Origin of the sequence: Peptoclostridium sp. AF21-18 (assembly GCF_003478825.1) — a bacterium.
In the GTDB taxonomy this organism is placed as follows: Bacteria; Bacillota; Clostridia; order Peptostreptococcales; family Peptostreptococcaceae; genus Peptacetobacter.
In genome coordinates this window covers 53453-65472 of the sequence record NZ_QUGE01000003.1, presented here as the reverse complement: position 1 = coordinate 65472, position 12020 = coordinate 53453, and the positions used below count along the sequence as shown (strand labels likewise).

The 12020-nt window shown below is 31.5% G+C and carries 14 protein-coding genes; 2 read left to right on the top strand and 12 right to left on the bottom strand.

Features of this window, described 5'->3' with window-relative positions:
- Positions 1–44: 44 nt before the first annotated feature.
- From DWX74_RS02625 to DWX74_RS02595, 7 genes are all read right to left on the bottom strand, one after another.
- Positions 45–872, bottom strand: coding sequence for a deoxyribonuclease IV (locus DWX74_RS02625; RefSeq protein ID WP_118548585.1), 828 nt, complete (start codon positions 870–872; stop codon positions 45–47).
- A gap of 150 nt (positions 873–1022) precedes the next feature.
- Complete coding sequence (locus DWX74_RS02620) at positions 1023–1574, bottom strand: winged helix-turn-helix domain-containing protein (protein WP_006440655.1); 552 nt, start codon at positions 1572–1574, stop codon at positions 1023–1025.
- A 95-nt stretch (positions 1575–1669) separates the two neighbouring features.
- Positions 1670–3331, bottom strand: coding sequence for a nucleoside kinase (locus DWX74_RS02615; protein ID WP_199647519.1), 1662 nt, complete (start codon positions 3329–3331; stop codon positions 1670–1672).
- A gap of 40 nt (positions 3332–3371) precedes the next feature.
- Positions 3372–4166 carry an endonuclease gene (locus tag DWX74_RS02610; RefSeq protein ID WP_118548583.1) on the bottom strand — a complete coding sequence of 265 codons (795 nt, stop codon included), beginning with the start codon at positions 4164–4166 and terminating at the stop codon, positions 3372–3374.
- Between the two features lie 18 nt (positions 4167–4184).
- Positions 4185–4841, bottom strand: a complete 657-nt coding sequence (gene lepB / locus DWX74_RS02605; RefSeq protein WP_118548582.1) for a signal peptidase I — start codon at positions 4839–4841, stop codon at positions 4185–4187.
- A gap of 100 nt (positions 4842–4941) precedes the next feature.
- Positions 4942–6243 (bottom strand): RsmF rRNA methyltransferase first C-terminal domain-containing protein, encoded by a 1302-nt coding sequence (locus DWX74_RS02600; protein ID WP_118548581.1) that lies wholly within the window; start codon positions 6241–6243, stop codon positions 4942–4944.
- Between the two features lie 84 nt (positions 6244–6327).
- The gene (locus DWX74_RS02595; protein WP_118548580.1) at positions 6328–7170 is read right to left on the bottom strand and encodes a MerR family transcriptional regulator; all 843 of its coding nucleotides are present in this window, start codon (positions 7168–7170) and stop codon (positions 6328–6330) included.
- Between the two features lie 108 nt (positions 7171–7278).
- On the opposite strand from DWX74_RS02595, the gene DWX74_RS02590 reads away from it, so the two are divergent.
- On the top strand, positions 7279–7923 hold the full coding sequence (locus DWX74_RS02590; RefSeq protein ID WP_118548579.1) for a GNAT family N-acetyltransferase: 645 nt from the start codon (positions 7279–7281) through the stop codon (positions 7921–7923).
- 97 nt (positions 7924–8020) lie between these two features.
- Here DWX74_RS02590 and DWX74_RS02585 read toward each other — a convergent pair whose 3' ends face one another.
- The 5 genes from DWX74_RS02585 to DWX74_RS02565 form a co-directional block, all read right to left on the bottom strand.
- Entirely contained in the window at positions 8021–9013 is a 993-nt protein-coding gene (locus tag DWX74_RS02585; protein ID WP_118548578.1) for an alpha/beta hydrolase, read from the bottom strand.
- 75 nt (positions 9014–9088) lie between these two features.
- Positions 9089–9589, bottom strand: a complete 501-nt coding sequence (locus DWX74_RS02580) for a flavodoxin family protein (RefSeq protein WP_118548577.1) — start codon at positions 9587–9589, stop codon at positions 9089–9091.
- Positions 9590–9644: 55 nt separating this feature from the next.
- A complete protein-coding gene (locus tag DWX74_RS02575) occupies positions 9645–9962 on the bottom strand; it encodes a carboxymuconolactone decarboxylase family protein (protein ID WP_118548576.1) in 318 nt (105 codons plus the stop codon).
- 61 nt (positions 9963–10023) lie between these two features.
- Positions 10024–10431 carry a cupin domain-containing protein gene (locus DWX74_RS02570; RefSeq protein ID WP_118548575.1) on the bottom strand — a complete coding sequence of 136 codons (408 nt, stop codon included), beginning with the start codon at positions 10429–10431 and terminating at the stop codon, positions 10024–10026.
- A 37-nt stretch (positions 10432–10468) separates the two neighbouring features.
- Positions 10469–10972, bottom strand: a complete 504-nt coding sequence (locus DWX74_RS02565) for a flavodoxin (protein WP_118548574.1) — start codon at positions 10970–10972, stop codon at positions 10469–10471.
- Between the two features lie 136 nt (positions 10973–11108).
- On the opposite strand from DWX74_RS02565, the gene DWX74_RS02560 reads away from it, so the two are divergent.
- A complete protein-coding gene (locus tag DWX74_RS02560) occupies positions 11109–11999 on the top strand; it encodes a LysR family transcriptional regulator (protein WP_118548573.1) in 891 nt (296 codons plus the stop codon).
- Positions 12000–12020: the final 21 nt, after the last annotated feature.

The window sequence follows — 12020 nt, the reverse complement described above, 5'->3', positions numbered from 1 at the left end:
TTAAGTCATTGGCTGCGATAAATCATTGAAACAGTCCTTTTATATTATCTATTTTCTTTTAGCATTGCAATTTCTCTTCCATGTCCCTCATCATCATAAGGTGTTTCTAGGAAGAATGGAATATCTCTTAATTTAGGATGATTAACAACCTCTAAAAGAGCCTTCATCCCAATCTCTCCTTCACCTATACCAGCATGTCTATCCTTATTCTTTCCAAAAGGCATCATACTATCATTCAAATGTATAGTCTTTAATCTATCAAGACCAATCACTCTATCAAACTCGTCTAAAACCCCATCTAAATCATTAACTATATCGTATCCTGCAGAGAATATATGACAAGTATCCATACATACTCCCATTCTCTCATTATGCTCAACACCATCGATTATAGCTCTTATTTCTTCAAAACTTCTTCCTATCTCAGTACCTTTTCCAGACATAGTTTCAAGAAGTACAGTTATATTCTCATCTCCAGTTATAGCCTGATTAAGACCTTCTATTATCTTTCTAGTACCTTCTTCAACTCCACCACCTACATGACTTCCTGGATGGAAACAAATGTACTCAACACCTATTGAATCCATTCTCTTAACATCTTCTCTAATAACCATCTTTGCAAATTCATAAGTATCTTCATTTGCAGCTGCTAAATTCATAGTATATGGAGCATGTGCTAATAATTTTCCAAAATTATTTTCCTCTCTAATCTTCTGAAATGCCTCCATATCCTTTTCATTAAATTCTTTTGCATTTCCACCTCTTGGATTTCTACTGAAAAACTGGAACGTATTTGCTCCGATATCCACAGAAATCTGAGCTGCCTTTTTAAATCCTTTTGCTATTGAAACATGTGCACCTATAGTAAACATAAATAATCCTCCTAATAAATTATAAATTTCGTAATTTCATATACATTCTTATACCCTAAAAATTATATAATAAGCAAAACAAAAAAATAAGGGATTCTAATTAACCTTTAATTAACTAGATATCCCTTGTTATATCTCATATTATAATATTTATTTCTCTGGTATAGAAACAAAAGCCACTTCATAACGTTCTCTATCAGCATCTCTATTTGCTCTAGCTGATATTTCCTCTAGTTTGGCACGAAGAGTTTCTTTTATTTCTTCGGCTTCCTCTTTTGATAATTCTACATTGTGGAAATCTTCTATATTAGATCCACTTAATTTTCCAGCTTCAGCAGCATTGAAAAACGCTTCGCTAACATCTTCAAACTTATTTACATAGAACTCATCAGTTTCCCCTTCAATTTTTCCTGCTAATGAAAAATTAAAAACATTCTTCCCTATCTCTATACTTTTAGCTGTTGGATAATAGTATTTTTCAACTATTCCTGATTTTATTTTTTCCTCTACTAAATCTAATATCCCCACCTTATAAAGCATCTTTATATGGTAGTTTATTTTTGCATGAGGTTCTTCTAAAATTTCTGACAATTGTTTAGCAGATAGTGGAGAATTTTCGAACTGGTTTAATATTTCTATTCTTTTTGGATGCGCTACAGCTTTTATGCATTCTAAATCTCTTAAAACCATTACCTCTTTCATAATTCTCTCTCCTAAAAAAATTTTTTAATATAAATCATACTACTCTCAATTATATATTACCAATCCTTATATTGTCAAAAAAAATTTTTATGTCATTAAACTATTTTGCTTCCTCCAATAAATTCTCTAACAATAGATGTTGATGGTATATCAGAAACATCCTCTATCGTAGCAAAGTATTGTATAAAGCTTAAAATTCTAGCTGCTTCTATATATTCAACACTTTCTGGATCTACTTCCTTTAAAAGTGGCTCAACATATTTCTTCAATACTGAAATTTCGTATACACATGCTGAGTTAAACATAGCATCAGCTTCCTCCTGATAAGGGAATATATTTTCTTTTTCACCTTCTCTTACATTCTTCCAACTCTTTATAGTTTCTTCTGCACTATATCCTCTAAAATTAGAATCCCTTACAATTCTTCTTATAAGCCTTAAATCTGTTGTAGGTATTCTATTATGAGAATCAAGATTTATCTGAGTTAATGCACTTATATATATTCTGAACTTTTTACTATCATCTATATGAGCAGTTAATTTAGGATTTAGTCCATGTATTCCCTCGATTATTATAGATTCATTTTCTCCAATAGACATCATCTCTCCAGTAAACACTCTTTTACCAGTTTTAAAGTCATATCTGATTATCTCAATTTCTCCACCACTTAGAAGTGTATTCATATCTTCATTAAATTTTTCAACATCTATAGCATTTATAGATTCATAATCATAAGAACCATCTGCCTTACGAGGAGTATGCTCTCTTTCTATAAAGTAGTCATCTAATGAAATTGCTCTAGATTTTACACCACTAACTCTCATCTGAATAGAAAGCCTATGTGCAAAGCTTGTCTTTCCTGATGATGAAGGAGCTGCTATTAAAATAACTCTACTATTTCTTTCCTTTATCATATCGGCGATCTGAGAAATCTTCTTCTCATGAAGTGCTTCAACAGTTCTTATAACATCTCCTGACTCTCCAGATTCAATTATTCTATTTAAATCTATTACATTCATTACACCTAATTTTGCCGCCCAATCTTCAGACTCATCGTAAATATTTGATAGCTTAGGCTGATCTATAAACTTCTCTGGAACTAGTGCATCATCTTCTGATGGCCCCATAAGAACGACACCTTTTTTGTATTTAACTACATCAAATACATCCATATATTTTGTAGAAGGTGGCATCATTCCATAAAAATGATCTATATAGCCCTCACACACATATATTTTTGCATTCTCTTCATCCTTATTTTCTATAAGTTCTGCTTTATCTTCTCTGCTAAGTATTCTAAAAATCTGTCCAGCATCCAATTTATCCATTACAACCTTTTTAATTGGACAATCTTCAGCTACTATATTTCTCATTTTATTTTTTATATCTTCTATATCTTTATCTGTAAGCTCTCTACCTATATCCATACTATAGTAGACACCATTTGATAAAGAGTGCTCTACTGTAACTTCCATTTTTTCATAAAGTTTTCTGCAAGCTGTTATAAATACAAAAGAAAGACCTCTAAAGTATACTCTAGCTCCATCTTCATTATAAAAATCTAAAAGCTCTACCTCTTCACCGTTATATACCTTTTCGTATAAATCACAAAGAGATTTCCCTTTTATAGCTGCAGTTACAACTCCATCATGTGCTTCATTAAACTCATCTGCTATTTCAGAAAGAAGTAAATAATCTCTATTTTTTCTTTCAAATTTTTCAATTTTTCCGTCAACTTTAACTTCTATTACTCCCATCTCAAACCTCCCAAATTGTTTATTTAACACTTACTTATTGTTATATTATTTTAAAAAATTCTTTAACCATAGTTATACTATTCTCCAAATACTCTGATTTAACCTCTATTACTGCGTAATCTGGACTCATATCTATTGCTGCTTGCAGCTCTTCCCCTGTAAGTCTACCAGAGAAAGTTTCAACATGATCGTCTACTTCACCGCTACAATCACTAATATGAACAACCTTTGTATATTCTTTAAGAGTAGAATAGTCATCTTCACTTAAAATACAGTGACCTGTATCAAAGCAGAAATAAGGCATATCAACTTTTTCCCTTATTTTATTTGTATTTTCAAAAATATACTCAAATTCTCCTGTGGATATCCCCGTATTCATCAAATCTCCACCCTCTAAACTGTATGAGTTTTCCACAGTTATCACAGGAACTCTTGATAACTGTTCTAAATTTTCCTGCAATTTAAAAAAGAAATCCACAGAATTATTTAAATATCTTTTCTTATCCTTTAAAAATCTATTCTTCATAGCATATCCCATATGTAAATTTAAATACGCTGGTTTTAAAAATTCAACACCTCTACACATATCAGAACAGAACTTTGCCCAAGAGCTTCTAATACACTCTATTTCCTCGCATGTATTTATCTCCATAGCCAAATGTACTCCAATAGACAAGCCAAGCTCCTCTATCTTGTCGATAAAAGGAGCTATCTTGTCAATTTGAGCAACTGTGTCTATTCCTATTTCTAAATGATTAATAAAATCTCTATTTCGCTCTATAATCTCTAGAGTTTTTTCAATCTCGTAGTATAAACAAGCTACACCTATTCTCATTTTTCTAATTCCTTAATATTAATCTACAAAGCCAAAACTAGACATTGGGAATAGTCTAAGCATAACATGGCCCATTATATCTTTTTCATCTATTAAACCAACTTCTGGGAATCTACTGTCTAAACTATTTACTCTATTATCTCCCATTGCAAATACCTTACCCTCAGGAACTACAACATCAACATCTCCTTCTGTGTACATTCCTTCATCTAAATAAGGTTCATCTATTACTTCACCATTTACTCTTACCTCACCATTAGATATCTGTATATGGTCTCCACCAACACCGATTACCCTTTTAACAAGGTCCTTACCTCTACTGTCATCGTGAAGAATAAAGTCCATAGCTCTTCTAAAAGGATTTCTTGTTTCAACTGATAAATCTGAGTATCCATCAAGTGGCATATCTGTATCAAATATTATAATATCCCCTCTCTTTGGATCTCCTATTTTATATTTTATAGTATTTACTATTAGATAATCTCTGTCCTGAAGTGTAGAAAGCATTGATTCTCCATCAACTCTTGTAGGTCTAACAAACTGAACTACTACACCTGCTATTATAAGGGCTGTTACTATTATTCCAACCCATTCTTTTACAAAAGAAAAAGCACCTTTATTTTCTTTTTCTGCATTTTTATTTTCGTTTTTATCTTTTTTACTCAAAAGCTTCATCTCCAATCATAAATAAATATAAACACATCTTGAAATAATCAGTTGTCTTCAAAACATACTTATACTATATCACTTTTTTATAATTTCGTCTTTTATTTTTCTAAAGTTGAATTTTTCTTCTAAGTCCCTTAGGATATCTGTTCTTTATAACTCCTCCAGACTCTTTTCCCCAACCTAGAGAAACACCTTCAACACCTACAATTATCCATCCTCTGCTCTCTCCAGTGCTTATTACATCTCCACTCATATACGCTTTTATCTCGTCTGAATTGAATTTAAAATCTGCAAAGTTTTTAACATCTTCTTCTTTAAGATAGTGAGCTAATGCATGAGAAGGCTCAAATCTATTTTTCTTTAACTCACCAAGATGTAATCCCTGTCTTAATAATTTTATCTTCTTAGTATCTGGAGAATCTTTAGGCATTAGATATAAATTTTCTCCTCTTATAAAGAAATCTCCATCTAGTTTTATGTTTAAGAATTTTTTTTCAAAATCTCTAAAGTCTTTTAGCTCTTTATCCAATCTTTTGAATTTCGCTGGTTTTACACTACAATCCTCTTCATCATGTTTTATTATCTTAGCTACAAAGTGACCTTCTCCTTTTACCTTATGTGGCCATAATCTTTCCTTTAATACAACCTCTGCATTTTCAAATTCTTCTGCAAATCCGTCGATTATATCTTCGTCCTCTTCCTTTGCAAAAGTACAAGTTGAATAGACTAAAGTTCCTCCATTTTTAAGCATTTTATATCCATCTCTAATTATTTCATGCTGAATATCTCTACATTCTATTACCTTTGCATAGCTCCAATCGTCGATTGCAACCTGATCTTTTCTAAACATACCCTCTCCAGAACAAGGCGCATCTATTATAACCTTATCAAAATAACCTTCAAATACTTTTAATAATCCCTTAGAATCTGTGTTTGTTATTATGCTATTTGCTGCCCCAAATCTCTCTAAGTTCTCACCTAAAGCTTTTATTCTTGTAGGATTTATCTCATTAGATACTAAAAGCCCTGTATTATTTAACTTTGATAATATATATGTAGATTTTCCTCCAGGTGCTGCACACATATCAAGAACTCTATCACCTTCTTGTATATCAGCCTTTGGTACAACACTCATTGCAGAAGGCTCCTGTAAGTAGTATGCACCTGCGTCGTGAAGTGGATTTCTTCCTGGCTTGCACTCATCTTCGTCATAATAAAGACCTTCCTCTGCCCAAGGAATATCCTCTGTATTACAATCTAAAAGACCTTTTAATCTATCCTTTTCCATTTTCATTGTATTTACTCTTATAGCAGTAGTTTTTTTCTGCTCGTAGCTTTTTATAAAATCGTCAAACTCATCCCCTAAAAGCTCCTTAACATCATTTAAAAATCTTTCTGGTAAATTCATCTTTTTTCCTCTCTATTTTTTATATTATAAAATTTATCATTCTAACCTTTATTTAGAATTTATTATCTCTTTAATTCCAATAATTTATTTTACACTATTGATGTTATTTTCTTCAACTCTTATCATAATTTGAGTAATATAATACTTCATATCTGAAATAGCAAAGTCGTTCATGCCTATCTCAAAAGAATATCCGACAAGTGTTAGATTATTTTCTTCTGCGTATTTTACAATTTCACCGTAAAAATCGGGCAATGTATCCCAATCTCCCATATGATATGCGCAAATATACTTTCCTTTTGGCTTTATTATCATATTATCAGAATCTATATCATCTAACATCTCTATAAATAAACCATCATATTCCTCAAATTCTCCTCTTTGTATCTTTTCAACCGAAACAAAACTTCCTATCCCTTTGCAATACTCGTCAACAGTCCAAACATCTTTTATATGTGATATAAGCTGCTTTAAATCGTCATCTTCAAACTTAAATGGTGTGTAGAAAAATTTTTGCTCTTCACATTCAATAACTTTTACAGAATTCTTTTTCCTTACATCATCACATTTATTTAATTTTTTTAACTTATCCTCAAGTACTTCCCTTCTTCTATTTAATGTCCTTATTTCCTGATCTATCTCTTTTATCTTTACATCAGCTATTTCTTTGAAATCTTCCTCATTTGGATTATCTATATATCTTTTTATCTCATCAAGTCCCATATTTAGCTCTTTTAACATCTTTATATACTCAAAATCAACACCTTGCATATAATCATAATATCTATAACCATTATCTCCTTTATAATCTGGAGAAAAAATTCCAATCTCGTCATAATAGTGCAGAGTTCTCTTATTTACATTGTGTAATTTTGCAAATTGAGACACCGTTAATTTTATTATTTCATTTTCTCTAAAATTTTTCATATTCCCTCCTTGACTTTACAGTTACTGTATACTTTATATTAATTATATCGTAATCAAACGGAATTGAAATGAAAAATATAAATAAATTTAAGAAAAGAGGTACAAAATATGGGAAATGAAAAAAAATTAGAAAAAGAAATAGTATTTGAAGACTACAATAAAAGTCACAGCGAAAAATTATTCGACATAATAAGAAAAACTTGGAACTACGATCAGTTTGCATCACCAAAGATAGCTAGAAAATTATCTGTTATATTCCTTTATAGCTGCTTAGCTCAGCAGACTTTCACTAAAGTTGCACTTATTGACAACGTTCCAGTTGGCGTAATAATGGCTAGAAATAAAAGTAAGGAAAAATCTAATATAAAATACAAATTAAAACAGTTTATGGCTATACTTTCTCTTCTTATACATAAAGAAGGTAGACAGACATCAAAAATATTTAAAGGTGTAAGCGATACAGACGCGGTTCTTTTAAATGAAGCTAATAGAGATTATTCAGGTGAATTAGTATTCTTCGCCGTAGATTCTGATTGTAGAGGTATGGGACTTGGACAGAAACTATTCTCTAAAGCTAAAGAATATATGAAATCTGATGGTATGAATGATTTCTACTTATTCACTGATACAACTTGTAACTTCGGGTTCTATGAACACAATGGTATGACTAGAAGAGGAGAAAAAAGAGAAAAAGTAGAAGTTGATGGACAGATGGCAGATATGAAGTTCTTTATATATGACTTCGATTTATAAGATAGATAGGATTTTAAAAACAAAAAGGGGATATTACAATTTTTTTGTAATATCCTCCTTTTGTTTTTTGTTATACTTTTTTATTTTGATTTTTTATTTATTTTAGATTTTTATTGAAAAATTCCACCATTTTGTCAAATGGTATAGCATCTTTTCCTCCACCATCGTATAAATCAGTATGAACAGTATCTGGAATTATTAGTAATTCTTTGTTCTCTGTGTATTTGTTATTTTCTATCATATTGGCAAATGCGTCTTTACCAAAGTAGCAAGAATGAGCATTTTCTCCATGCATTATCATAACTGCACTTCTTATTTCATTGCTGTATTTTAAGATAGGCATATTAATAAATGACATACATCCTGTCACATTCCAACCATCATTTGAGTTTGGAGAGCGTTTATGATATCCTCTGTCAGTTTTGTAGTAGTCATAGTAGTCTTTTACAAAGAATGGTGCATCATCTGGTAATGGATCAACTACACCACCACCTCTTTCATATTTTCCTGCAAGGTATTCTTTTGTTCTCTGTTCATTTAAAGCTTTTTTCTTTTCATATCTCTGCTCTTCGCTATCTTCCTCATCAAAATATCCATTGGCATTTACTCTAGTCATATCGTACATAGTAGATACTACAGTAGCTTTTATTCTAGTATCTAGAGCAGCTGCATTTAAAGCCATTCCTCCCCATCCACAGATTCCTATTATACCTATTTTTTCTGAGTCTACATTTTCCTGAACTGATAAGAAGTCTACAGCTGCCTGAAAATCTTCTGTATTTATATCTGGAGATGCCATATGTCTAGGTTCTCCGCCGCTTTCTCCTGTAAATGATGGATCAAATGCTATTGTAAGGAATCCTCTTTCTGCCATAGTCTGTGCATATAATCCTGATGATTGTTCTTTAACTGCACCAAATGGTCCACTTACAGCTATTGCAGGAAATTTTCCTTCGTATTCTTTTGGTTCATACAAATCTGCTGCCAAAGTTATTCCATATCTATTGTGGAAAGTTATTTTTCTATGATTTATTTTTTCGCTTTTTTCAAAAGTTTTATCCCATTCATTTGTCAATTTTAATTCTGCCATTTTAAATCCTCCTATTTTTTATTTGTACTTTACTTTATTTTATACATTTTTTCCCATTTCATAAGCTTCATTGTATTAAGGTGTTGACTCTATTTCTCCTACTTTCCAAGCTCCTACACCATATATAATTCCTGCTTCTTTAGCTCCATCTAGGCAATCTTCAGTAAATCCTCTAAATGTTTCTATTGTTCTATGAAGCATTTTTTCGTCTGTGTCAGCAGCTGTCATTATGAAATAAAATTCTTTGTTAGTTATTTCTGTATATCTAGGAACTGTACGGTCTATAAATGTTTTCATCTGCCCATCCATACTGTAGAAATACACTGGAGTTGCTAAAACTATTACATCTGCTTCTACCATTTTGTCTAATATTTCTTTCATATCGTCTTTCTGAACACATTTGTGAGTATCATTACATACACCACACCCTCTACAGAAGCCTATATTTTTATTTGCTAAGAATATTTTTTCTACGTTATTTCCACTTTCTTTAGCTCCTTCAGCAAATCTATCACATAATACATCTGAATTTCCACCTTTTCTTGGACTTGCTGATATTATTAATACATTTTTCATATTATCTCTCCTTTGATTTTATAATTTAATATACATCTATTATCGTATTTTTAATTTATTGCCATATTTCTTTCGCCATATTAAACACTACCCACGCTTTTGGCCAACCAACATAAAAAGCTACATGTGTTACTATTTCTGCTATTTCTTCTTTAGTAACACCATTATTTTTAGCATTTTCTAAATGGAATTTTAAAGAATCATCTAGTATTCCACTAGACATAAGAGCTGTAACAGTTACTATACATCTATCTCTTGTAGATAATTTATCCTCTCTTGACCAAACCTGACCAAATAAAACATCATCATTTAATTCTGCAAATTTTGGAGCAAATTCTCCTAATTTATCTCTTCCTGCTGTAACTTTTGCCATTTTAATCACTCCCATTTTTATTTTAATAACTTTAATTTTATCCTTTTATAAAATCTTTTTTCTATAAATTTTCGTATTCTTCATTATCTACTGGTTCACACCATTCTGTTTTACAATTTTCTCCTGGAACTTCTATTGCTAAATGTTGGAACCAAGAATCCTTAGTAGCACCATGCCAATGCTTTACACCTGCTGGTATATGAACAACATCGCCGGGCTCTAGTTTTTTAGCTTCTTTTCCAAATTCTTGGTACCATCCTTCTCCAGCTGTAACTAGTAACATCTGTCCGCCACCTTTTTCTGCGTGATGTATATGCCAATTATTTCTGCAACCAGGCTCAAATGTTACATTGCCTACTCCTACTTGTTCTGTTGATAACATATTTAAATAACTCTGTCCCACAAAATACTGTGCAAATGCATCATTTTTTTCTCCTACAGGAAATACGCTCATTTCTTTTATTTTCATCTATATCACTCCCATAAATTCTATTTTTTGTATTATATTAAACCCATTTTTCTAGGTCTTTTTTGGCACTATTAACTCTACTTCCATATACATTAAATCCACTTTCAACTTTTGCATTAGGGCATAATTTTTTGATGTCTTTTGCACTACTTCCCATTCCACTTCCTTCATGCGTGCAGAATGGTTTTATTATCTTTCCACTAAAATCAAATGATTCTAGAAAAGTAAATACTGCCATCGGCATTGTGTTCCAGTAATTTGGATATCCAACATATATAACATCATATTTGTCTATACTTTCAAGGTTTTTCTTTAACTTAGGTCTTGCATCTTTTCTTTGATCTTCTCTAGCTTCCTCAACACATTCATTGTATCCCTTAGAATAAGGAATCTCTTGCTCAATTTTGAAAACATCAGCACCTGTCAACTCTTTTATCATACATGCAAGTACTTCTGTATTTCCTATATCCAAATTTTTTAACATTCCACTTACATAATTCTCATCTGCTCTAGAATAAAATGCTACTAGTTTCTTTGACATTTCAATCACTCCAAACATTTAATTTGTATTATTTTTTATTTATATCTTTATTATAATCTTATGTATTTTGACATAGAATCTCTGATATGTTACTATTGTATAAACTTAAAGTTAATACTATTGAGGAGTTGATATTATGTATAACCATTTATTAGATACATTTATTGCTGTTGTTGATTGTGGTAGTTTTACAAAGGCTGCAGAAAGTTTGTATATATCTCCAACAGCAGTTATGAAACAGATGAATACGTTAGAAAAGAATTTAGATTTGAAGTTAATAGATAGAAATCCCAATGGCGTAAAGTTAACACCTGCTGGAGAGGTAATATATAAAGATGCAAAGTTTATGATTGACTACTCAAAAAAATCAATCTCTAGTGCAAAGGCTAAGACTCTTTCCTATGACACTACATTCTGTGTAGGTACTTCTATGTTAAATCCTGCAAAACCATTTATGGATTTGTGGTATCGTTTAAACCAATATTTTCCAGATTATAGGTTGCATTTAGTTCCTTTTGAGGATAATCACGAGGGAATTGTTTCTGAGATTAAGAATCTTGGTGAAAAGTTTGATTTCTTGGTTGGTGTTTGTGATTCAAAAATATGGCTCTCAATTTGTAATTTTCTTCCTCTTGGTAGGTATAAAAAGATGATAGCAGTTTCTAGAGATCACAGATTAGCTTCTAAGGATTGTATTGAACTTGAAGATTTGTACGGAGAGAATTTGATGATGGTCGCTCGTGGAGATTCTGGGATAAATGATTTTATCAGGAATGATTTAGAAAAGAATCATCCTGAGATTAATATTGTAGATACTCCACAGTTCTATGATTGGTCTGTTTTTAATTCTTGTGCAGATTCTGGAAATGTGTTGTTGACTATTGAATGTTGGAAGGATGTTCATCCTGGGCTTGTTTCTATTCCTGTGAATTGGGATTATAGTATTCCTTATGGCATTTTGTATAGTAAGGATGCTCCTGATGATGTGAAGGAGTTTGTTAGGTTGGCTAGTGATATTGTAGAATAGTAAAAGGGACTCTTACGAGTC

Excerpts from the sequence above, each read along its gene's own strand:
- DWX74_RS02565 (WP_118548574.1), bottom strand. The coding sequence starts at position 10,972 with ATGTCAAAGAAACTAGTAGCATTTTATTCTAGAGCAGATGAGAATTAT.
- DWX74_RS02570 (WP_118548575.1), bottom strand. The coding sequence starts at position 10,431 with ATGAAAATAAAAGAAATGAGCGTATTTCCTGTAGGAGAAAAAAATGAT.
- DWX74_RS02610 (WP_118548583.1), bottom strand. The coding sequence starts at position 4,166 with ATGAGAATAGGTGTAGCTTGTTTATACTACGAGATTGAAAAAACTCTA.
- DWX74_RS02585 (WP_118548578.1), bottom strand. The coding sequence starts at position 9,013 with ATGGCAGAATTAAAATTGACAAATGAATGGGATAAAACTTTTGAAAAA.
- DWX74_RS02625 (WP_118548585.1), bottom strand. The coding sequence starts at position 872 with ATGTTTACTATAGGTGCACATGTTTCAATAGCAAAAGGATTTAAAAAG.
- DWX74_RS02580 (WP_118548577.1), bottom strand. The coding sequence starts at position 9,589 with ATGAAAAATGTATTAATAATATCAGCAAGTCCAAGAAAAGGTGGAAAT.
- DWX74_RS02560 (WP_118548573.1), top strand. The coding sequence starts at position 11,109 with ATGTATAACCATTTATTAGATACATTTATTGCTGTTGTTGATTGTGGT.
- DWX74_RS02590 (WP_118548579.1), top strand. The coding sequence starts at position 7,279 with ATGGGAAATGAAAAAAAATTAGAAAAAGAAATAGTATTTGAAGACTAC.
- DWX74_RS02575 (WP_118548576.1), bottom strand. The coding sequence starts at position 9,962 with ATGGCAAAAGTTACAGCAGGAAGAGATAAATTAGGAGAATTTGCTCCA.
- DWX74_RS02615 (WP_199647519.1), bottom strand. The coding sequence starts at position 3,331 with ATGGGAGTAATAGAAGTTAAAGTTGACGGAAAAATTGAAAAATTTGAA.
- DWX74_RS02620 (WP_006440655.1), bottom strand. The coding sequence starts at position 1,574 with ATGAAAGAGGTAATGGTTTTAAGAGATTTAGAATGCATAAAAGCTGTA.
- lepB (WP_118548582.1), bottom strand. The coding sequence starts at position 4,841 with ATGAAGCTTTTGAGTAAAAAAGATAAAAACGAAAATAAAAATGCAGAA.
- DWX74_RS02595 (WP_118548580.1), bottom strand. The coding sequence starts at position 7,170 with ATGAAAAATTTTAGAGAAAATGAAATAATAAAATTAACGGTGTCTCAA.
- DWX74_RS02600 (WP_118548581.1), bottom strand. The coding sequence starts at position 6,243 with ATGAATTTACCAGAAAGATTTTTAAATGATGTTAAGGAGCTTTTAGGG.